The following is a 21,645-nucleotide window of genomic DNA, read 5'->3' as shown; positions in this document are numbered from 1 at the left end:
CGTGCCTGACCTCGGAACACCGAGCGTTTGACGTCGTCACCCAGTTCCGTGACGAGTTGGCCGGCTTGATAGAACGCGTGGACCCTGCCAGATTTGTCCATACCAACATCCCCGGATGAATAAGACCGACCGTCTGCAAGCAGTGGTAGGTTGGAAGTTTCGCGTCAGGCGACAGTATCGTGATCTTGAAAGCGTGGGCTACTGACAGAATTGCCAGGGTTTGCCAACACCTGGCCTGACGAAGCCACCCACGAGGCTGGAGGGGGCAGGGCGTCTGGCGTCTACAGCAAGAATTATGGAACCCTGGCCTGCTTGGCGAATCGCATGCATGAATCTTTTGCGCGCAAGAAAGGAGCCTCCATGACGTTGTCGCGTGCGCTACTGGTCACGGGCTTGGGGCTGCTGGGCATGCTCACCGGCTGCAGCAAGGAAGAGCTGCCTGAAACGCTGCCCCGTGTAGGGGTACAGAATGTCCAGTCCGCCGATTTCGCAGCCCGGGTGACGCTGACTGGCGACATCCAGGCGCGGGTGCAGACGGACCTCTCATTCCGCGTAGGCGGCAAGCTCATTTCGCGCAGTGTAGATGTAGGCGATCACGTAAAGACCAAGCAGGTACTGGCCCGGCTCGACCCTAAAGACTTGCAGAACAACGTGGCTTCGGCCAAGGCCGAAGTGTTCGCGGCACAGGCACGGGTGACCCAGACCCAAGCTGCCTTCGTTCGTCAGCAGAAGCTGTTGCCCAAGGGCTATACCAGTCAAAGCGAATATGATGCTGCCCAGGCCTCGTTGCGCAGCAATCAAAGCGCGCTGAAGGCTGCGCAAGCTCAACTGGCCAACGCAAACGAGCAATTGAGTTATACCGCGCTGGTCTCCGAAGCCGACGGGGTGATCACCGAGCGTCAGGCCGAGGTAGGGCAAGTGGTGCAAGCGACCATGCCCATCTTCAGCCTGGCCCGTGACGGCGAGCGTGATGCGGTGTTCAACGTGTACGAGTCGCTTCTGGCGGGCACGCCCAGTGATGCCAGCGTCGTGGTCAGCCTGTTGGACGATCCGAAGGTCCAGGCCCGTGGAGCGGTGCGTGAAATTACCCCCACTGTCTCGGCTCAAAGCGGCACGGTGCAGGTCAAGGTCGGATTGCAGGACGTTCCGCCTGCGATGCAGTTGGGCGCGCCCGTCACCGTGACCACCCAAGGGCGGGGCAAGCCGAGTGTCGAGCTGCCCTGGTCGGCACTGACCAAAGGCTTGAAGAAACCCGCCGTGTGGATCGTGGGCGAGGGGGACAAGGTGCAGTTGCGGGAAGTCGAAGTAAGCCGCTACCTGACCGGCACTGTGGTCATCGGCAAAGGTCTCGACGGTGGCGAAGTCGTCGTGGTAACCGGCGGGCAGCTGCTGCACCCCGGTATGAAAGTTGAAAAAGTACCCGCCAAAGCGCCGGAGAGCCCGCTATGAAGCCTTGGCTGACGTTGATGTGCGCCGGTATTTTGCTTGTCGGGTGCGGCAAGGAAGAGCAGCCGCCGGAGCCGGTTCGTCCAGTGCTGTCGGTAGTGGTGCAACCTCAGTTGCAGGCCCGCTTGGGCCGCTTTGCAGGCGTGATCGAAGCGCGTTACGAAAGTACCCTGGGCTTTCGTGTGGGCGGGCGCATCGCTCGCCGCTGGCTGGACGTCGGGGCCCAGGTCAAAGCGGGCGATACGTTGGCCACGCTGGATCCGACCGACCAGCAAAATCGGCTGCGCGCTGCCGAAGGCGATCTGGCCAGGGTGCAGGCGCAGTGGATCAACGCGCAGTCCGACGCCCGCCGGCAACAACAGTTGTACGACCGCGGCGTGGGTGCTCAGGCCCAGTTGGACATCGCCCAGACCAACCTGAAAACAGCCGGCGCCACGCTGGAGCAGGCTCGTTCCTCGGTCAGTCAGGCCCGTGACCAGCTGGGCTATACCACGCTGCGCAGCGATCATGCGGCGGTGATTACTGACTGGCAGGCCGAAGCCGGGCAAACCGTCACCGCTGGGCAGGCTGTGGTCACGCTCGCCAGGCCGGACGTGAAGGAAGCGGTGATTGACCTGCCCATCGGCATTGCCGAGCAGTTGACACCGGACCTGACCTTCACTGTCGCCTCGCAGCTCAACCCCGCCGTCAACACCACCGCCACCCTGCGCGAGCTCGAGCCCAAGGCCGATGCCACCACCCGCACGCGGCGTGCGCGGCTGACCTTGGCCAGCACCCCTGAAACGTTCCATCTGGGAACTGCCGTCAGCGTCACTCTCAGCTCGCAGGTTTCTCCTCGCAGCGAGCTGCCGGTCAGCGCGCTGCTGGAGCGCGATGGCAAGACACAGGTATGGGTCGTCGACCCCCAGCAGAAAACCGTCGCCTTGCGCGACGTGACCCTGATCGACCGAAACGAAGACCGCATCGTCGTCTCATCAGGCGTACAGCCTGGGGAGCGGGTGGTGATCGCCGGCGTCAATAGCCTCAAGCCTGGCCAGCAGGTCACCTTCGACGAGGATGCGCAATGAAAGGAAGCTTCAACCTGTCCGAATGGGCGCTCAAGCATCAGTCGTTCGTGTGGTACCTGATGTTCGTCGGTTTGCTCATGGGCATCTTTTCGTACTTCAACCTGGGTCGTGAGGAGGATCCGTCCTTCACCATCAAGACCATGGTGATCCAGACCCGCTGGCCTGGCGCTACCCAGGAAGAAACGCTGCTGCAGGTCACCGACCGGATCGAGAAGAAGCTCGAGGAGCTCGATTCGCTCGATTACACCAAGAGCTATACCCGGCCTGGTGAATCAACGGTGTTCGTCTACCTGCGCGACACTACCAAGGCAGACGACATACCGCAGATCTGGTATCAGGTCCGCAAGAAGATCCAGGACATTCGCGGCGATTTCCCCGAGGGCTTGCAGGGCCCCGGCTTCAACGATGAATTCGGCGATGTGTTCGGTTCCATCTACGCCTTCACCGCCGACGGGCTAAGCCTGCGCCAGCTGCGTGATTATGTGGAGCAGGCGCGGGCCGAGGTCCGCGAAGTACCCAATATCGGCAAGATCGAAATGGTCGGTATCCAGGACGAAGTGCTCTACCTGAACTTCTCCACCCGCAAGCTCGCCGCCTTGGGTATCGACCAGCGTCAGGTGATGCAGGCTCTGCAGGCGCAGAACAGCGTGACGCCAGCGGGCGTGATCGAGGCCGGGCCGGAGCGCATCTCCGTACGGACAAGTGGGCAGTTCGCCTCGGAAAAGGACCTTGAGAACGTCAATCTGCGCATCAACGATCGCTTCTTCCGCTTGGCAGACATCGCCGAGGTCGAACGCGGCTACACCAACCCGCCTGCGCCGATGTTCCGCTACAACGGCAAGACGGCCCTGGGCCTTGCCATCGGCATGCAGAAGGGCGGCAACATCCAGGAGTTTGGCAAGGCGCTCAAGCAAACCATGCAGCGCATCACCAACGAGCTTCCGGTAGGCGTCGATGTGCACACGGTGTCCAACCAGGCGACGGTGGTGGAGAAGGCCGTCGGTGGCTTCACCAGTGCATTGTTCGAAGCGGTGATCATTGTTCTGGCCGTGAGCTTCGTCAGCTTGGGTGTGCGTGCAGGCCTGGTGGTGGCGTGCTCGATCCCGCTGGTACTGGCCATGGTGTTCGTATTCATGGAATACAGCGGCATCACCATGCAGCGTATCTCGCTAGGTGCACTGATTATTGCGCTGGGGCTGCTGGTGGATGACGCCATGATCACCGTGGAGGTGATGGTCACGCGCCTGGAGATGGGCGAGAGCAAGGAAGACGCTGCTACTTTCGCTTATACCTCCACGGCATTCCCAATGCTCACCGGTACGCTGGTGACTGTCGCAGGTTTCGTACCGATTGGCCTCAACGCAAGTTCGGCAGGTGAATACACCTTCACCCTGTTCGCGGTCATTGCCGTTGCGCTGTTGGTGTCATGGGTGGTGGCCGTGTTCTTCGCCCCCGTGCTTGGCGTGCACATTCTCAACGCCCGCAAAGTGAAGTCCCATGATGACAAGCCGGGCAGGGTAGCCCGGGTCTTCGAGCATGGCCTGCTGTGGAGCATGCGCCACCGTTGGATGACCATCATCGGCACTGTGGTGCTGTTCGCCCTGGCCGTGTTCTGCATGCGCTTCGTGCAGAACCAGTTCTTCCCTGCTTCGGACCGCCCGGAAATCCTGGTCGATCTGAACCTGCCACAGAACGCGTCTATTCAGGAAACCCGCAAGGTGGTCGACCAGCTGGAGGCCACGCTCAAGGATGACGAAGACATCGATCACTGGAGCACCTATATCGGTCAAGGTGCGGTGCGCTTCTACCTGCCGCTGGACCAGCAACTGCAGAACCCGTACTACGCCCAATTGGTCATCGTCAGCAAAGGCCTGGAAGAGCGCGGTGAGCTCATCACTCGCCTGCAGAAACGTCTGCGAGAGGACTTCGTCGGTATCGGTTCGAACGTTCAGTCGCTGGAGATGGGGCCACCTGTGGGGCGACCGATCCAGTACCGCGTCAGCGGCAAGGACATCGAGCAGGTGCGCAAGCATGCCATCGAGCTGGCGACCCTGTTGGACAAGAACCCCAACATCGGCGAAATGATTTACGACTGGAACGAGCCGGGTAAAGTGCTGCGCATCGATATTGCCCAGGACAAGGCCCGCCAGTTGGGGCTTTCTTCGGAAGATGTGGCCAATGTGATGAACAGCATCGTCACCGGCGTGCCCGTTACCCAGGTCAACGATGATATCTACCTGATCGACGTGGTGGCCCGCGCCGTGGATAGCGAGCGGGGCTCGCCCGATACGCTGCAGAACCTGCAGATACTTACACCCAACGGCACTTCGATACCCTTGCTGTCATTCGCCACGGTGCGCTACGAGCAGGAGCAGCCTCTTGTGTGGCGGCGCGATCGCAAGCCTACGATCACGCTCAAGGCGTCGGTCAACGGGGATATTCAGCCTACGGACCTGGTGGCTCAGCTCAAGCCAGACATCGAAAAGTTCGCCAGCGAGTTGCCCACCGGCTACGAAGTGGCCACCGGCGGCACCGTGGAGGAGAGCGGCAAGGCACAGGGGCCCATCGCTAAAGTGATCCCGCTGATGCTGTTCCTGATGGCCACGTTCCTGATGATCCAGTTGCACAGCGTGAAGAAGCTGTTCCTGGTGATCAGCGTCGCGCCGTTGGGCCTGATCGGTGTGGTGTTGGCGCTGGTGCCGACGGGTACGCCGATGGGCTTCGTGGCGATCCTGGGCATCCTGGCGCTGGCGGGCATCATCATTCGTAACTCGGTCATTCTGGTCACCCAGATCGATGAATTCGAAGCTCAGGGGTATTCACCATGGGATGCCGTGGTCGAGGCCACCAACCACCGTCGCCGGCCAATCCTGCTGACAGCTGCGGCTGCCAGCCTGGGCATGATTCCGATTGCTCGCGAAGTATTCTGGGGGCCAATGGCGTACGCCATGATTGGCGGCATCATTGTGGCAACCTTGCTCACCTTGCTGTTCTTGCCAGCGCTCTACGTAGCGTCCTACAAGATCCGCGAGCCGCATCAGGAAGGTTGAGGCGCCTATCGCGCCGCTTGCCATGCGGGGCCGTTCTGCGGCCCATCATGGCCGCTTTGGCGCCCCGCAGACGCCGCGCCTACGAGGCGAACCTGCACCCCTCAACTGCACACCTAAGCCACGACCTGGAAGCCAGCGACCCTGCGCGTAAAAGCCGACTTTTCGGCGATGGACTCTACGCGCAAACACGTCAACTAGCGCATGGCCTGCGCTAATACGTCCATTGAGGAAGCGCATCCAGACAATCTTGTAAATGGTTATATAAAAATGCCCAAACAGTATTTTTAAGAATAATCCGCCCCCACTACTATTGCCCTCACGCCAGGCGCAAACCCTCATTCAAACCTCTGCCCGGCAATCTCACTCCAAGGAGAACGAGCATGAGTGCATCGCTGCGCAGTATCGACGGTCAGGACGAAGCCACCATCTTGCGTGAGATCCAGAGCGCGCTGCGCGATCTGCGCTTTGGCGCTGTGGAAATCACCGTGCACAACGCCCAGGTGGTGCAGATCGAGCGCAAGGAGAAGTTCCGCCTGCAGCAGCCTGGCAACAAGCCCGGCTGAACACGCCCCACCTTCCAGAACTAGAAAAATGCCAATCGGGAGCTTCACCATGTCCATCCGTCGTTATGCGCTTGCCGCTCTGGCCAGTGCTATTTTTGCCGGTTCCGCCATCGCCAAGGATTACGAACTGCTGAACGTGTCCTACGACCCGACCCGTGAGCTGTACCAGCAGTACAACGCCGAGTTCATCAAGCACTGGCAGCAGGCCCATCCAGGCGATAAGGTGAAGATCCAGCAGTCCCATGGCGGCTCGGGCAAACAGGGCCGTGCGGTGATCGACGGTCTGCGCGCCGACGTGGTGACCCTGGCCTTGGCCGGCGACATCGACGAAATCGCCAAGCTCGGCAAGACCCTGCCGGAAAACTGGCAGACGCGTTTGCCGGACGCCAGCACCCCCTACACCTCGACCATCGTATTCCTGGTACGCAAGGGCAACCCCAAAGGCATCAAGGACTGGGGCGACCTGATCAAGAAGGATGTGTCGGTCATTACCCCGAACCCCAAGACTTCCGGGGGCGCGCGCTGGAACTTCCTCGCCGCCTGGGCCTATGGCCTGAAAACCGGCGGTAGCGAGGACAAGGCAAAAGCCTACGTGCAGGAACTGTTCAAGCACGTGCCAGTCCTGGACACCGGCGCCCGCGGATCGACCATCACCTTCGTCAACAACGGTCAGGGCGATGTGCTGCTGGCCTGGGAGAACGAAGCCTTCCTGGCGTTGAAGGAAGACGGTGGGGCTGACAAGTTCGACATCGTCGTGCCGTCGCTGTCGATTCTGGCCGAGCCGCCCGTGGCGGTGGTCGATAAGAACGCCGAGAAAAAGGGCAATACCGAAATCGCTACCGAGTACCTGAAACACCTCTACAGCCCGGCCGGACAGAAGATCGCCGCCGAGAACTTCTACCGCCCGCGTGACGAGAAGGTGGCGGCTGAATTTGGCAAGCAGTTCCCCAAGCTGGACCTGGTGACCATCGACAAGGACTTCGGCGGCTGGAAGATCGCCCAGCCAAAATTCTTCAATGATGGCGGTGTGTTCGACCAGATCTATCAGGCACAGTAAGGGCCAAGGAACAACACACAATTCGGACGCCTACCACGGCCCGGGATGGTTCCCGGGCCACGTGCATTCAACCAGGGATCTCTATGTCACGTCGCATTTCCCCCGTCATACCCGGCTTCGGGCTGACGCTGGGATACACCTTGGTGTACCTCAGCCTGATTGTGCTGATACCGCTGGCGGCCATGTTCATCCATGCCTCGCAGCTGACCTTCGAACAGTTCTGGATCATCATCAGCGCGCCGCGGGTCATCGCTGCGCTGAAACTGAGCTTTGGCACCGCCCTGTTTGCCGCGATCATCAACGGTGTGATCGGGACGCTGCTGGCCTGGGTGCTGGTGCGCTATACCTTCCCCGGGCGCAAGATCATCGACGCGATGATCGATTTACCTTTCGCCCTTCCAACGGCAGTGGCCGGCATCGCGCTCACCGCGCTGTACGCGCCGGCGGGCTGGGTCGGCCAGTTCGCGACCGACCTGGGTTTCAAGATCGCCTATACCCCCTTGGGCATCACCCTGGCGCTGACGTTCGTCACCCTGCCGTTCGTGGTGCGCACGGTACAACCAGTGCTGGCAGACATCCCGCGCGAGGTCGAAGAAGCCGCTGCCTGCCTGGGCGCCAGACCGCTGCAGGTGTTTCGCCACATCCTGGCCCCGGCCTTGCTACCGGCCTGGCTCACCGGCTTTGCCCTGGCGTTCGCCCGTGGTGTGGGTGAGTACGGTTCGGTCATTTTCATCGCCGGCAACATGCCGATGAAAACCGAGATCCTGCCCCTGCTGATCATGGTCAAGCTCGACCAGTACGACTACACCGGCGCTACCGCCATTGGCGTGTTGATGCTGGTGGTTTCCTTCATTCTGCTGCTGCTGATCAACCTGTTGCAGCGCCGCATCGAAACCCCTTGAAGGAGGTCGGCATGTCCAGTTCTTCCCTGAATGCAACCGCCGCCGCCAACGCCGCCCGCCGCGGCAGCGCCACATCGCGGCGGTTACTCATCGGCCTTGGCTGGCTGGTGTTTGCACTGTTTCTGCTGTTGCCGCTGGTCATCGTGGTTTCCCAGGCCCTGAAGAATGGGTTCGGCACTTTCTTCGAAGCCATCTTCGAACCCGACGCGTTGTCGGCCCTGAAACTCACCCTGCTCGCCGTTGCCATTTCGGTGCCGCTGAACCTGGTGTTCGGGGTCAGTGCGGCATGGTGCGTGAGCAAGTACAGCTTCCGCGGCAAAAGTATTCTGGTCACCCTGATTGACCTGCCGTTCTCGGTGTCGCCCGTGATCGCCGGCCTGGTCTACGTGCTCATGTTCGGTGCCCAGGGCCTGTTCGGGCCCTGGCTGCAGGATCACGACATCCAGATCGTCTTCGCCCTGCCGGGCATCGTCCTGGCCACCATCTTCGTGACGGTGCCGTTCGTAGCCCGTGAGCTGATTCCGCTGATGCAGGAACAAGGCACCCAGGAAGAAGAAGCTGCCCGGTTGCTCGGTGCCAATGGCTGGCAGATGTTCTGGCATGTGACGCTGCCGAACATCAAGTGGGGCCTTATCTATGGCGTGGTGTTGTGTACAGCGCGGGCGATGGGCGAATTCGGCGCGGTGTCGGTCGTTTCCGGCCATATTCGTGGCGTGACCAACACGCTGCCGCTACACGTGGAAATTCTCTACAACGAGTACAACCACGTGGCGGCCTTCAGCGTGGCCAGCCTGTTGCTGATCCTGGCGCTCTTCATCCTGCTGCTCAAGCAGTGGAGCGAGAACCGTATTAACCGTCTGCGCCATAGCGCTGCGGAGGAATGATTCATGTCGATCGAAGTTCGTAACGTCAGCAAGCGTTTCAACAGTTTCCAGGCGCTCGATGATATCAACCTGGACATCAACAGCGGTGAGCTGGTAGCGCTGCTGGGCCCATCCGGCTGCGGCAAGACCACGCTGCTGCGCATCATCGCCGGCCTGGAAACACCTGATCAGGGCAATATCGTATTCCATGGCGAGGACGTATCTGGCCATGACGTTCGTGATCGCAACGTCGGATTCGTATTCCAGCACTACGCGCTGTTCAGGCACATGACCGTATTCGACAACGTCGCCTTCGGCCTGCGCATGAAGCCCAAGGGTGAGCGCCCGAGCGAAAGCAGCATTGCCCATAAAGTGCACGAGCTGCTGAACATGGTGCAGCTCGACTGGCTGTCCGATCGCTACCCGGAGCAATTGTCCGGTGGTCAGCGTCAGCGTATCGCCCTTGCCCGCGCGCTGGCCGTGGAGCCCAAGGTGCTGCTGCTGGACGAACCCTTCGGCGCACTGGACGCCAAGGTGCGAAAGGAGCTGCGCCGCTGGCTGGCCCGCTTGCACGAAGATATCAACCTGACCTCGGTATTCGTGACCCATGACCAGGAAGAGGCCATGGAAGTGGCTGACCGGATCGTGGTCATGAACAAGGGCGTGATCGAGCAGATCGGCTCGCCGGGCGAAGTGTACGAACAACCCGCCAACGATTTCGTCTACCACTTCCTGGGGGATTCCAACCGCCTGGCCTTGAGCGAGGGTCAGCATGTGCTGTTCCGGCCCCATGAAGTGTCGTTGTCGCGTCATGAAACCGAGGGCCACCATGCCGCCGAAGTTCGGGATATTCGCCCGTTGGGTGCCACCACGCGGGTGACCTTGAAAGTCGAGGGCCAAAGCGAGCTGATCGAAGCTGAGGTGGTCAAGGACCACGACAGTCTGACAGGGCTGGCAAGGGGCGAAACGTTGTTCTTCCGGCCGAAGGTCTGGCAGAAACTGCCAGCCATTTGAGGCAGTACGGTTGATGGGAATAACGCGGCGTCGCAAGGTCACGTCGGCTGGTTATTTACTTAAAGGTTATAAACAAATTTCTTTTTATTCCTTTAAGTATATATAGGCCACCTTATACTGGGTTTCCAAGCACGCAAGCTACTGGAGACCCACTTCATGCGTAACGAATCAGTTCGCTACCTGATCATCCCAGGCTGGCAGGGATCGCCGGACAATCATTGGCAAAGCCACTGGCAGCGTACGCTGCCCAACAGCGCACGCGTGGAGCAGCGCGATTGGCTGACACCGCTCTGCCAGGACTGGGTGAAGGCGCTGGATACCGCCATCGCTGCCGAGCCCGGCCCGGTGATCCTGATTGCCCATAGCCTGGGCTGCATCACGGTGGCGCATTGGGCCGAACAGGCCGCTGCCGCTCTGCTCGGTCGCGTGCGTGGCGCCTTGTTGGTGGCGCCGGCGGATGTCGAGCGACCAGGGTGCGCGCCGGCGCTGCGCAATTTTTCGCCCATCCCGCAGGCGCCGCTTCCCTTTCCGAGTCAGGTGGTCAGCTCGGACAACGATCCCGCTGTCAGCGTCCCGCGCGCCTTGCACATGGCCCAGCAGTGGGGTGCAGAAGCAGGGCTTCTGACCGGCGCCGGCCACATCAACGTGAAATCCGGCCATGAATGCTGGGAGCAGGGGTTCGCCTACCTGTATCGCCTGCAAGGCCGCATCGAACAACGCGCGCTGCGCCGCGCCTGAACGGCGTCCGTTTCCATCCGTCACACGCCCGGCCGCCGCAGGCCAGGGGCGGGAGCTCGTCATGACGTATCAGAACCCCTTCGGCCAGCCATTGCTGACATTCCCCGAACTCGACAAGAGCCCGCTGAGCATTCGCGCCAAGGCGCTGGTCTTCATCGACCCGCGTTCCCAGCGATTGCGCACGGAGCTGGAGCACCTGGCGCCGCTGCCGCTGCCGGTGCTGATCCGAGGCGAAACCGGCACCGGCAAGGAGTTGCTGGCCCGCCAGATTCACCGCGCCAGCGACCGCACCGGCCTGTTCGTGTCGGTCAACTGCGCCGCCATCAGCCCAACCTATGCCGATGCAGAGCTGTTCGGTTATAGCGCCGGTAGCCATGGCGGCACTGCCAGCAGCCGCGCTGGCTGGTTCGGATCGGCCAACGGCGGCACGCTTTACCTGGACGAGATCGCCGACTTGCCACAGGCCATTCAGACCAAGCTGCTGGCAGCACTGGAAAACCGCGAAGTCACCCGCGTAGGCGCACACCAGGCGCAGCCGGTGGATGTACGACTGGTGGCGGCCACGAGCATTGACCTGGCGCGGGTGGTGAAGGCAGGGCGCTTCAGCGAGCGGTTGTATCAATATTTGCGCGAGGGCGCCCTTGAATTGCCGCCGCTGCGCGAGCGGCCGGGGGACATCCTTGCGTTGGCGGAATACTTCGTTGGCATCTACAGCGGGCGTTTGCAGCGGCCCGTGCCGTTGATAAGCGAGGCTGCACAGAGCCTGCTCGAGCAGCATCCTTGGACCGGCAATACCCGTGAGCTGGAAAACGTCATCCACTTCGCCCTGCTGGTCAGTGATGGACCGGAAATCCTGCCCGAAGACCTGGACCTGCCCGACGTTCCACGCTAGAGGCAGCTCATAAGCAAACACGCTGGTGGCATTTTGGTTTTGGAATAAGCAACGAAATAAAAGATATTGTTCGGGAATAAAAATTATCGGTATTGTCCGCTTCACGCCCGTCATCGCATTGCGTTGGGCGCCCCATTTGCCATCTTCGATGGCTCAGATGCAGAACAAGGATCACCATGAAGAAGACCCTGCTGACCACTGCCCTGGCTGCCGCCCTGTCCTTTAGCGGCCTGGTCGCCGCCGCCGAAAAACTGGTGGTTGCCGCAACGCCGGTGCCCCATGCCGAGATCTTGGAGCTGATCAAGCCGACGTTGGCCAAAGAAGGTGTCGACTTGCAGATCAAGGTATTCACCGACTACGTGCAACCCAACGTGCAGGTTGACCAGAAGCGGCTGGATGCCAACTACTTCCAGACCCTCCCGTACCTGCAGAGCTTCAACGAGGGCAAGGGTACGCACCTTGAGACCGTGATCGGCGTGCATGTCGAGCCGTTTGGTGGCTACTCGAAGAAGGTCAAAAGCCTGGATGAGCTCAAGGAAGGCTCAACCGTTGCCATTCCTAACGAGGGCAGCAACAGCGGCCGCGCACTGCTGCTCTTGCAGAAGGCGGGGCTGATCACCCTCAAGGACCCGAAGAACGCCCTGGCCACCCCGAAAGACATCGCCGAGAACCCGAAAAACCTGAAGTTTCGCGAGCTGGAGTCGGCCATGTTGCCGCGCGTGCTGGATCAGGTCGACCTGGACATGATCAATACCAACTACGCGCTGGAAGCCGGCCTGAATCCTGCCAAGGATGCCTTGGTCATCGAAGGCAGCGACTCGCCTTACGTCAACTTCCTCGTGGCGCGTCCTGACAACAAGGACAGCGATGCCATTCAGAAGCTGGCCAAAGCCTTGACCAGCCCTGAAGTGAAGGCATTCATCGCCAAGAAATACCAAGGTGCCGTGCTGCCTGCATTCTGATGCACCGGCTGCCTTCGGGTGGTTTCCAATCGCGACCTGAGGGCGTCTCCACCTGAGCCCAACCCTATTGGGCTCAGGTTACCGCGTTGCAAGAATGGTCAGCTGCTTGAAACAGGCCAGCAGGCTTCAGCAGTGTCGCGGTAGCCAATTCAAGAGAAACTGGTTCACCACCTCAGGGTTTTCCAGGCACGAGATATGCCCCGCAACGGGGATCTGAGCGGCCAGGCAATTGATGATCTGCGCCATCTCGTTGGCTTCAGCCGGTGGCCTGGGGATGTCCTGGTCGCCACACACCACGATGGTTCGTTCGCTACAAAGGCCCCCTAATTGCGCCAGTGCGTCCGCTCGGCCAAATATGATGCGGCCCATTGGGTCATAGCTGTCGCGGATAGTGTCGGCGGACGTGGCCCTCAATGTTGCTCGAAACCGTTCACGCAGTGCTGGCACTGTATGGCCGCCGGGATGAAAGAAGATGGGTACGATGACGTCCAGCAGCTCATCGTCGAACGCACCTGCGGCAGACGCAGCATTCAACAAGGCGAAATACTTGCGTTTGGTGGCGTCCGGCTCTGCGCCCAGGTAGGTATCCATCAGCACCAGGCGGTCAACCCGCTCGGGATGCTCGGCGGCCAGCAGTGCCCCCCACATCCCCCCGACCGATAGCCCCACCAGGTGGCAGCGTTCAATCCCCAGCTTGTCGAGCAATTGAATGTGCTGACGCGCCAGATCAGAGGTGGTTCTGGTCGTAACCGGCGGAGCATCGGAGTCGCCGTGCCCCCAGAGCTCTGGAATGATGACTCGAAAATGCCGGGACAGCGCGTCGAGCTGCTCACTCCACATGTCAGCTGACCACAAATAGCTGTGGCCAAGGAGTACTGGAAAACCTTGGCCCTGGTCGATGTAGCTCAGCCGTGCGCCATCGATTTCCATGAATCTTTTATGCATAGGTCATTTCTCTTGAGAAAAAATGCATGCAGTAAGCGCGTAGGCCTGCTCGTTACATGCGCTTGTCTGATTAGTGGATGCACACCAGAACGTATCCTTTAGCAAACGCGTTGCCATCGGCGGGTTCTGATAGCGCGCTGCACAGCCGCTGCGGGGTTGAGCAGCACGCCGTTTTCATGCGACGCGTTGGGAAGTCTGGTTCATCGTGAGGTCTGACGATCAGTAGCATAACGAGCCGCCAGGAGTTTCCATGTCCAAAAGCGAAAAACAGAAAATGCTGACAGGCGAGCTGTATCACGCCACGTGCCCCGAGTTGCAAGCCGAACAGGCGGCCAACAAACACTGGATGCACCGCTACAACAACAGCGTGGAGCTGACGGCCCAGGCGCGGCATGCATTGCTGGCAGGGCACCTCGGCCATGCGGGTGAGGGTGTGGTGCTGCGTGCCCCTTTCTATTGCGACTATGGATACAACATCAGCGTGGGCCGCAATACGTTCATGAACTTCAATTGCGTGATCCTTGACGTGCTGCCTGTGCACATCGGCGAGGACTGCCAGATCGGCCCCAATGTGCAGATCTACACGGCCGACCACCCGCTCGACCCGCAGCTGCGGCGCACGGGCCTTGAGAGTGGGCGGCCGGTCAGCATTGGCAATAACGTGTGGATTGGTGGCGGTGCCATCATTCTTCCAGGGGTGTGCATCGGTGATGATGCAGTGGTCGGCGCAGGCAGTGTCGTTACCCGGGATGTTCCGGCAGGGGCGACGGTGGTGGGCAACCCTGCTCGCATACATCAGTCTGCCCAGGGGCAGTAACAGCCGATCGCCAGGGTGTTGGAGGCGCTGACAGGGCGGCCGTCGAGCAGCGCGGTGAGTATGGGCTCGATGAAGCTGTTGGCAGCGTTGCATACCGCGCCTTCGCTGTACGGGCCGAAGTAGGCCAGGTGCCCTTGGCGATCCCAGATGGCTACCGCGGGCGACGCTGGCATATGTTCACTGCCAGGCAGGTTGCTTAGTGGTTCCAGCGCAGCAAGGTCGTCCGGCAGATAGCCCCGTGTGCCGGGTTTGTGCAAGACGTGAAAGCTGACGCCCCGGTTCGTGAACTGCTTCATCAGGTCGGCCAGGTGCTGTTGGTTGCCAACGTTACACGGGCAGGCTGGGTCCCAGAAATGCACGACCCGCACGGGTCCGGGGCCGGCCAGTTCGGTAGGTAGCTGTAAGTGCGAGCCGTCGAACAACGTGGCCTGGTTGTCGAACGGGCGTAAATAGCGGACCTGGAAGGTCGTGTACGCCTGCCAGATGATGACCGTCCCGGCCACGACGCCGAGCATCATGCTCAGCCATTTGAGAGTTCGCAGGTTCATGAAAGGCCGATTGCTGCTCCCACGGGCAGTGGGAGGTGGGTTGCTGGTACGGCCAGCTTGCCACGGCGCGTCGATGAGCTGAATATCTCAGGTCAATACTTGCTTCACGCCGGACCCACCAAAATGCCTGCAAGCTTCCATCCAGACCTCCTGCGCACAAGCCTGGCCCCGCTGAATGCGCGTAATCCGCTGTGCACCCATGCGAAGGCCTACCAACGCTTCTATGGGCTCGATCTGCCTGTCCACAGCTGGCTTGGGCAGTTTGCGGTTGCCGGATTCGAGGTGGTTGCGCAGGTGTGGTGTCCACAGCAGCCCAAGGCTACCTTGCTGCTGTTGCACGGGTACTACGACCACATGGGCTTGTACAGGCATCTGGTGGCATGGGCATTGAAGCGCGGTTATGCCGTTGTCAGCTGCGATTTACCCGGCCACGGCCTGTCTAGCGGCGAACGCGCCAGCATCGATGATTTCGCGATCTACCAGCAGGTACTTGAGTGCCTGTTCGAACAGACGCGCAGCTTGCAGCTGCCTCATCCATGGCACCTGTGCGGGCAGAGCACAGGTGGGGCCATTGCCGTGGATCACCTGCTGCACAACCCACAGACAAGCCCCATCGATGGGCAGGTATTGCTGCTTGCCCCATTGGTACGCCCCTGTGCCTGGCGCTGGTCGAAGCTCAGCTATCACGTGTTGCGCCACTTCGTGAACGGCATCGAGCGGCGTTTCACCGAAAACAGCACAGACCCTGCATTTCTACCGTTTCTTGAAGCTGATCCGCTTCAGCCCAGGCGGCTACCAACGGCATGGGTTGGCGCACTGATCGATTGGATCACACGCATCGAGGCGGCGCCCGTCAGTACCCGGCAGCCCTTGATTGTGCAAGGAGAGGCCGATGGCACGGTCGACTGGCCTTACAACCTTCAGGTGCTGAGGGCTAAGTTCGCGCAGCCGCAGGTCATGATGCTACCCGGGGCCCGACATCATCTTGCCAACGAACTGCCTGCCATTCGACAGCGCTATTTCGACTTCATCGACCAGCACTTGGGTTGATCAATTCAGCTCGCCGGTACTTTGGCCAACCGCCAGGCCGGCGCGAATGGCTGCCAGCGCAGCTCGATAGTAGGCTTTGCCGTCGTTGGATTCGGCAAAGGTTGCAAACGCTTCGAGTTCTGCGTCCGTGAGGTCACGGTATACATACAGCAGGGTGTTGTTCAGGTCCTGGCCGATCTGCTTCATAAGGCGTTGGCGCTGGCCGTCGAGCAGACCTTGGGCCTGCCCACCGCCCAACAACCCCGGAATCATCGAGCTCAGGCTGTCGGCAGCCATGCCGGCAATGGCAAGGCTCACCTCGGCCCCTGCCTCACGGGCGGGTAGCGCCTGGGCCAGGTGCCCAATGATCAGCATGCGATCATCGCTGGCCTGAATCTTCGGGAGCCCATCGGCGTTCTTGGCCAACTCATCCTTGCGGGTAGCCCGCAATTCGGCCGCGACGATCTTGCGCCCTAGCGGCGACTGGAAAAAGGCCAGCGCCGGTGATGGATTGGGCAGTGCCGAGCGCAGTTGCGCCAGTGCACGGCGGTCCACGGCCTGGGCCTGGAAGCGCTGGTTGCTGTTGCTCACCAGCGCCTGGTAAACGGCAGGTGGCAAGCTGTTGCGGTAGCGCTGCTGGGCGGCGTTCAAGGCGTCGGTGAAATGGGCGCGTTGCTCGGGCCAGCCAGCGGTCTTGTACAGCTGATCCAGGCTATCTGCCCAGACAGGCAACGTGCAGCTCATCAGCAGAATCAGGGAAAACAGACGGCGCATTCAGGACTCCTGTCGGCAGAGGGCTATTGTCTGTGGGGCAGCGCCGGTTTGTCGAGATATCCACGCGCTTCTCAGCCAAGTGGCGCTGTGCGCCGACGGGGCGAATGGATATGATGCGCCATGCACATTTCCCCCCAACACCCAATGCTTGCGGCCGTCGTCGACGATTTGGCCACCCATGGCTGGTCCCAGCAGGCACTGTTCCTGCCGGCGGACCTGGTCGGCGCGCTGGCAAACGAATGCCGACGCCGTTATGCCGAAGGGGAGCTCAACCCCGCAGGGATTGGACGGGGGCCTTCCCAAGAGGTGCGCGAGGCCATCCGTGGGGATCAGATCCAGTGGATCGATCCAGGCCAGGCGCACGCCTGCGACCAGTACCTGGCAGCCATGGACCAACTGCGCCTGGCAATCAACCAAGGGCTCTTCCTGGGCCTGGAAGACTTCGAATGCCACTTTGCGCTTTACCCACCCGGCGCCTTCTACAAACGGCATCTGGACCGTTTTCGCGATGACGACCGGCGCATGGTTTCGGCCGTGTTCTACCTGAACGAAGACTGGACGCCCGCAGACGGGGGACAGTTGCGCATGTTCCTGGCCGATGGGGTGGAGCACGATGTTCAGCCCGTCGCGGGGTGCCTGGTGGTCTTCCTGTCCGGCGAAGTCCCTCATGAGGTGCTGCCGGCCGGTCGCGAGCGCCTGTCATTGACTGGCTGGTTCAGGCGCCGTGGCAATGATCCCTTCTGAGCGGGCGAGCATGCTGATCAGCACCTGCCACGGTTGACTGCGGCACGCTACCGAGTCGCTGCGGCCTGCTGCTCGTCGGCAAGCCACTTGTGTTCCAGTTCGGCCGTACGCCCGCTGTCCTTCAGGCGTTGCAGCGCGTTGTTCACGGCGCTTTCGAAGGCTGGGTTGTCCTTCTGGAACGGCACCACCAGCTGTTGCTTGCCAAAAGGCTGGCTGGTGTCGAGCGGGCTATCGCCTTGCGGTATTGCCGTGACAGGCAGCAACGCGATGTCGTATTTACCACTTTCAACGCCGGGCAGGGTTTGCGCCTCGGGTGCTTCGACGAACTCCACGCGCAGGTCGAGCTCCGAGGCCAGGGCCTGGCCGAACTCCACATCGAACCCTGTCAGGTGGTCATCCTGCTTGAAGGCGTATGGTGCGTTGTCACTCTGCACAGCGATGCGCAGTTCACCGCGATCGGCGATTTCGTCCATCAGCTCTGCCTGAGCCAATGGGCTGATCAGTACTGCCAGCAGTACCCCTATGGTCGAACGCATGAATGCCCCTTTTCGTTTAGCGAATGAATAACCGTCGCCACGGCTTTATTCCTCGCCATGGTCGAGCGCAGCCTATGACCTTGAAGTCGCGGCATCGTTTGACGTGCAGCCTGGTTTTTTTGTGCTCGCCGTCCGCCGCTGTGGTGGCCCCATAACGAAAAGGGAGGCCACCTGGGCCTCCCTCGATTCACGCTGGCCGCGTGTTAGAACAGTACGCGCGAGCGGATGGTGCCCTTGACCTGTTGCAGCTTCTCCTGCGCAAGGTCCGAGTATTCGGCGTCGACGTCGATCACCACATAGCCCACTTTCTCGTTGGTCTGCAGGAACTGACCCGAGATGTTAATGCCGTTTTCGGCAAATACCTTGTTGATTTCGCTGAGAACACCCGGGATGTTTTCGTGGATGTGCAGCAGGCGGTGCTTGCCAGGGTGAGCAGGCAGGGCCACTTCCGGGAAGTTGACCGACGACACGGAGGTGCCGTTGTCGCTGTACTTGACCAGCTTTTCGGCCACTTCCAGGCCGATGTTGGCCTGAGCCTCGGCAGTGGAACCGCCGATGTGCGGCGTCAGGATCACGTTGTCCAGGCCGCGCAGCGGGCTTTCGAACTCTTCATCGTTGGAGCGTGGCTCGACCGGGAACACGTCGATGGCAGCGCCGATCAGGTGCTTGTCCTTGATGGCTGCAGCCAGGTGATCAAGTTCGACCACGGTACCGCGGGCAGCGTTGATCAGGATGGAGCCCTTCTTCATCGCTCGGATTTCCTTCTCGCCGATCATCCACTGGGTAGATGGCAGCTCAGGCACATGCAGCGAGACGATATCGGCCAAGCCGAGCAATTCGTGCAGGTTGGTCACCTGGACAGCATTGCCCAGCGGCAGCTTGGTCAGCGGATCGAAGAAGTACACCTGCATGCCCAGGCTTTCGGCCAGTACAGACAGTTGGGTACCGATGGAGCCGTAACCGACGATGCCCAGTTTCTTGCCGCGAATCTCGAAGGAGTTGGCTGCGCTCTTGATCCAGCCGCCACGATGGCACGAGGCATTTTTTTCCGGAATGCCGCGCAGCAGCAGAATGGCTTCGGCCAGTACCAGCTCGGCTACCGAACGGGTGTTGGAGTACGGCGCGTTGAACACCGCGATACCGCGCTGACGGGCCGCTTCCAGGTCAACCTGGTTGGTACCGATGCAGAAGCAACCGACGGCGACCAGTTTCTTGGCGCAGTCGAAGATTTCTTCGGTCAACTGGGTGCGTGAGCGGATGCCGATGAAATGGGCGTCGGCGATCTTTTCCTTCAACTCTGCTTCGGGCAACGAACCAGTGAGGTATTCGATGTTGGTGTAGCCGGCAGCCGTCAGGGTATCGACCGCGTTCTGGTGTACACCTTCAAGAAGAAGGAACCGGATCTTGCTCTTGTCGAGAGAAGTCTTGCTCATCTGCGTAAACCTGTATCCCGGAGAAAAGTGGCGAGGGTGATGCCAGGCGCCCGTGGGCAGCTCTAGCATGAACAGCGGGGGCGCTATGCTAGCATACGCGACACAATCTGAGCTTATCCCGACAGGTGAAGAGTGCTCAGGGTGACCATGAATAAAGCGAGAGTTCAGGCGATGACCCAGCCCGCTGCATTGGATGAGTTGATGACCCTGGTCGACCCCGGCAAGGTGTTGACCGACCCCGAGTCCCTGCAAGCCTATGGCAAGGACTGGACGCGCCATTACCCGCCTGCGCCCAGCGTCATCGTCCTGCCCCGGACGATCGAACAGGTGCAGGCCATCGTGCGCTGGGCCAATGCCCATCGTGTGGCGCTCGTGCCTTCCGGGGGGCGTACCGGATTGTCCGCGGGCGCCGTGGCCGCCAGCGGGGAGGTGGTCGTCGCCTTCGATTACATGAACCGCATCCTGGATTTCAACGCCTTCGACCGCACCGTGGTCTGCCAGCCAGGGGTCATTACCCAGCAGGTGCAGGCGTTCGCCGAGGAGCAGGGCCTGTATTACCCAGTGGACTTTGCCTCCAGTGGCTCCAGCCAGATAGGCGGCAACATCGGTACCAATGCCGGTGGCATCAAGGTGATCCGCTACGGCATGACCCGCAACTGGGTCGCGGGCCTCAAGGTGGTCACCGGCAGCGGCGAGTTGCTGGAATTGAACAAGGGCCTGATCAAGAACGCCACCGGCTACGACCTGCGCCAGCTGTTCATTGGCGCCGAAGGTACGCTGGGGTTCGTGGTCGAGGCCACCCTGCGCCTGGACCGTGCACCGCGCAACCTCACCGCCATGGTGTTGGGCACGCCTGATTTCGACTCGATCATGCCGGTACTTCACGCGTTTCAGGGCAAATTGGACCTGACGGCGTTCGAGTTTTTCTCCGACAAGGGCCTGGCCAAGATCCTGGCGCGCGGTGACGTGCCTGCGCCCTTCGAAACGCCATGCCCGTTCTATGCCTTGCTGGAGTTCGAGGCCGGCACCGAAGCGGTGGCCAACGAAGCCTTGGCCACCTTCGAACACTGTGTCGAGCAAGGTTGGGTGCTCGATGGCGTGATGAGCCAGAGCCAGACGCAGCTGAAGAATTTGTGGAAGCTACGCGAATACCTGTCCGAAACCATTTCGCACTGGACGCCGTACAAGAACGACATTTCCGTGACCGTCTCGAAAGTGCCGGCCTTCCTGCGCGACATCGACGCCGTCGTCCAGGCGCATTACCCGCACTACGAGGTGATCTGGTACGGGCATATCGGCGACGGCAACCTGCACCTGAACATCCTCAAACCCGAGCACATGAGCAAGGATGACTTCTTCGCATCCTGCACCGAGGTCAATAAGTGGGTGTTCGAGATCGTCCAGCGCTACGACGGTTCGATCTCCGCCGAGCACGGTGTGGGCATGACCAAGCGCGACTATCTGGGCTACAGCCGTTCCCCTGAAGAAATCGCCTGCATGAAGGCGATCAAGGCGGTGTTCGACCCTGCGGGCATCATGAATCCGGGTAAGATCTTCGCACCTGAATAAAAAGCGGTATCCAGAGGAGTGGCCATGAACTACCAGCACCAGTATGCAGACGGCACGCGCATTCATTTTCCACTGGGCAAGGTGGTATGCATCGGGCGTAACTACGCCGAACATGCCAAGGAGCTGGACAATCCCATTCCGACCGAACCCCTCCTGTTCATCAAACCGGGCAGTTGCGTGGTGCCGGCCGAGGGCGGGTTCAAGATTCCTGCCGACCGAGGGTCGGTGCATTACGAGGTGGAAATCGCGGTATTGCTGGGCAAGTCACTGTCCACGCGGCCGAGCCAGGAAGAGGTGCTCGATGCCATTTCCGGCTTCGCGCCGGCCTTGGACCTGACCCTGCGGGACGTGCAGGCCAAGCTCAAGGAAAAGGGCTTGCCTTGGGAGTTGGCCAAGTGTTTCGACGGCGCCTGCGTGTTGCCGCCCTTCGTGTCTGCCGCCAGCTTCGAAGACATCACGGCCATCCCGGTGCGCCTGACGGTAAACGGCGAAGTCCGCCAGGACGGCTCCAGTGCAATGATGCTCAACCCGATCGTGCCGATGATCCAGCACATGGCTGCGCAGTTTTCGCTGCAGGCCGGCGACGTCATCCTGACCGGCACCCCAGCAGGCGTAGGCCCCTTCAACGTGGGCGATGACGTGGTTCTGGAGCTGCCAGGGATTAGCCGCTTCGAGAGCCGGGTGCTCTAAGCCGCT

At 60.8% G+C, this 21,645-nt stretch carries 21 protein-coding genes; 16 read left to right on the top strand and 5 right to left on the bottom strand.

The annotated features are described in order from the left end of the window. Nucleotides 1-360: 360 nt before the first annotated feature. The 11 genes from MOP87_RS20055 (at nucleotide 361) to MOP87_RS20005 (ending at nucleotide 12,554) form a co-directional block, all read left to right on the top strand. Nucleotides 361-1,449 (top strand): efflux RND transporter periplasmic adaptor subunit, encoded by a 1,089-nt coding sequence (locus MOP87_RS20055; RefSeq protein WP_242809923.1) that lies wholly within the window; start codon nucleotides 361-363, stop codon nucleotides 1,447-1,449. Further along, nucleotides 1,446-2,513 (top strand): efflux RND transporter periplasmic adaptor subunit, encoded by a 1,068-nt coding sequence (locus MOP87_RS20050; protein WP_145278874.1) that lies wholly within the window; start codon nucleotides 1,446-1,448, stop codon nucleotides 2,511-2,513. The genes MOP87_RS20055 and MOP87_RS20050 overlap by 4 nt, the downstream gene beginning before the upstream one ends. Further along, nucleotides 2,510-5,563: an efflux RND transporter permease subunit gene (locus MOP87_RS20045; RefSeq protein WP_028686747.1), complete on the top strand. Its 3,054-nt coding sequence runs from the start codon at nucleotides 2,510-2,512 to the stop codon at nucleotides 5,561-5,563. Before MOP87_RS20050 ends, MOP87_RS20045 begins: the two co-directional genes overlap by 4 nt. 380 nt (nucleotides 5,564-5,943) lie before the next feature. Beyond that, nucleotides 5,944-6,126: a sulfur starvation response protein OscA gene (gene oscA / locus MOP87_RS20040; protein WP_003248957.1), complete on the top strand. Its 183-nt coding sequence runs from the start codon at nucleotides 5,944-5,946 to the stop codon at nucleotides 6,124-6,126. Between the two features lie 49 nt (nucleotides 6,127-6,175). Then, nucleotides 6,176-7,183, top strand: coding sequence for a sulfate ABC transporter substrate-binding protein (locus tag MOP87_RS20035; protein ID WP_027913446.1), 1,008 nt, complete (start codon nucleotides 6,176-6,178; stop codon nucleotides 7,181-7,183). Nucleotides 7,184-7,266: 83 nt separating this feature from the next. After that, nucleotides 7,267-8,085 (top strand): sulfate ABC transporter permease subunit CysT, encoded by an 819-nt coding sequence (cysT, locus tag MOP87_RS20030; protein WP_242809922.1) that lies wholly within the window; start codon nucleotides 7,267-7,269, stop codon nucleotides 8,083-8,085. Between the two features lie 11 nt (nucleotides 8,086-8,096). After that, the gene (gene cysW / locus MOP87_RS20025; RefSeq protein ID WP_023532630.1) at nucleotides 8,097-8,969 is read left to right on the top strand and encodes a sulfate ABC transporter permease subunit CysW; all 873 of its coding nucleotides are present in this window, start codon (nucleotides 8,097-8,099) and stop codon (nucleotides 8,967-8,969) included. Between the two features lie 3 nt (nucleotides 8,970-8,972). Further along, nucleotides 8,973-9,962, top strand: coding sequence for a sulfate ABC transporter ATP-binding protein (locus MOP87_RS20020; protein ID WP_145278878.1), 990 nt, complete (start codon nucleotides 8,973-8,975; stop codon nucleotides 9,960-9,962). 156 nt (nucleotides 9,963-10,118) lie between these two features. Then, nucleotides 10,119-10,700 carry an alpha/beta hydrolase gene (locus MOP87_RS20015; RefSeq protein ID WP_027913448.1) on the top strand — a complete coding sequence of 194 codons (582 nt, stop codon included), beginning with the start codon at nucleotides 10,119-10,121 and terminating at the stop codon, nucleotides 10,698-10,700. A 61-nt stretch (nucleotides 10,701-10,761) separates the two neighbouring features. Next, complete coding sequence (locus MOP87_RS20010) at nucleotides 10,762-11,592, top strand: sigma 54-interacting transcriptional regulator (protein WP_145278881.1); 831 nt, start codon at nucleotides 10,762-10,764, stop codon at nucleotides 11,590-11,592. Between the two features lie 176 nt (nucleotides 11,593-11,768). Then, complete coding sequence (locus MOP87_RS20005) at nucleotides 11,769-12,554, top strand: MetQ/NlpA family ABC transporter substrate-binding protein (protein WP_027913450.1); 786 nt, start codon at nucleotides 11,769-11,771, stop codon at nucleotides 12,552-12,554. A gap of 126 nt (nucleotides 12,555-12,680) precedes the next feature. On the opposite strand, the gene MOP87_RS20000 is transcribed toward MOP87_RS20005, so the two are convergent. Further along, nucleotides 12,681-13,499 (bottom strand): alpha/beta hydrolase, encoded by an 819-nt coding sequence (locus MOP87_RS20000; protein ID WP_242809921.1) that lies wholly within the window; start codon nucleotides 13,497-13,499, stop codon nucleotides 12,681-12,683. A 250-nt stretch (nucleotides 13,500-13,749) separates the two neighbouring features. On the opposite strand from MOP87_RS20000, the gene MOP87_RS19995 reads away from it, so the two are divergent. Further along, nucleotides 13,750-14,316: a sugar O-acetyltransferase gene (locus MOP87_RS19995; RefSeq protein WP_028686743.1), complete on the top strand. Its 567-nt coding sequence runs from the start codon at nucleotides 13,750-13,752 to the stop codon at nucleotides 14,314-14,316. Here the strand turns inward: MOP87_RS19995 and MOP87_RS19990 are convergent. Further along, complete coding sequence (locus MOP87_RS19990) at nucleotides 14,295-14,864, bottom strand: DUF6436 domain-containing protein (protein ID WP_027913453.1); 570 nt, start codon at nucleotides 14,862-14,864, stop codon at nucleotides 14,295-14,297. The two genes, MOP87_RS19995 and MOP87_RS19990, sit on opposite strands and share 22 nt — an antisense overlap. Before the next feature lie 123 nt (nucleotides 14,865-14,987). On the opposite strand from MOP87_RS19990, the gene MOP87_RS19985 reads away from it, so the two are divergent. Next, nucleotides 14,988-15,914 (top strand): alpha/beta hydrolase, encoded by a 927-nt coding sequence (locus tag MOP87_RS19985; protein ID WP_145278885.1) that lies wholly within the window; start codon nucleotides 14,988-14,990, stop codon nucleotides 15,912-15,914. Here MOP87_RS19985 and MOP87_RS19980 read toward each other — a convergent pair whose 3' ends face one another. Then, nucleotides 15,915-16,667, bottom strand: coding sequence for a DUF2059 domain-containing protein (locus MOP87_RS19980; protein WP_027913455.1), 753 nt, complete (start codon nucleotides 16,665-16,667; stop codon nucleotides 15,915-15,917). Nucleotides 16,668-16,787: 120 nt separating this feature from the next. Here MOP87_RS19980 and MOP87_RS19975 point away from each other — a divergent pair, with 120 nt between their 5' ends. Then, nucleotides 16,788-17,411 (top strand): 2OG-Fe(II) oxygenase, encoded by a 624-nt coding sequence (locus tag MOP87_RS19975; protein ID WP_059183548.1) that lies wholly within the window; start codon nucleotides 16,788-16,790, stop codon nucleotides 17,409-17,411. A 47-nt stretch (nucleotides 17,412-17,458) separates the two neighbouring features. Here MOP87_RS19975 and MOP87_RS19970 read toward each other — a convergent pair whose 3' ends face one another. Beyond that, entirely contained in the window at nucleotides 17,459-17,947 is a 489-nt protein-coding gene (locus MOP87_RS19970) for a transporter substrate-binding domain-containing protein (RefSeq protein WP_027913457.1), read from the bottom strand. Between the two features lie 203 nt (nucleotides 17,948-18,150). After that, nucleotides 18,151-19,380: a phosphoglycerate dehydrogenase gene (gene serA / locus MOP87_RS19965; RefSeq protein ID WP_023532441.1), complete on the bottom strand. Its 1,230-nt coding sequence runs from the start codon at nucleotides 19,378-19,380 to the stop codon at nucleotides 18,151-18,153. Between the two features lie 171 nt (nucleotides 19,381-19,551). On the opposite strand from serA, the gene MOP87_RS19960 reads away from it, so the two are divergent. Continuing rightward, complete coding sequence (locus MOP87_RS19960; RefSeq protein ID WP_242809920.1) at nucleotides 19,552-20,949, top strand: FAD-binding oxidoreductase; 1,398 nt, start codon at nucleotides 19,552-19,554, stop codon at nucleotides 20,947-20,949. Between the two features lie 24 nt (nucleotides 20,950-20,973). Further along, nucleotides 20,974-21,639, top strand: coding sequence for a fumarylacetoacetate hydrolase family protein (locus MOP87_RS19955; protein ID WP_027913459.1), 666 nt, complete (start codon nucleotides 20,974-20,976; stop codon nucleotides 21,637-21,639). Nucleotides 21,640-21,645: the final 6 nt, after the last annotated feature.

It is taken from the genome of Pseudomonas sp. I3-I5 (assembly GCF_022699445.1).
Classification (GTDB): domain Bacteria; phylum Pseudomonadota; class Gammaproteobacteria; order Pseudomonadales; family Pseudomonadaceae; genus Aquipseudomonas; species Aquipseudomonas fulva.
Note: the sequence above shows the minus strand (reverse complement) of the source record. Positions and strands in the feature narration are given on the sequence as shown.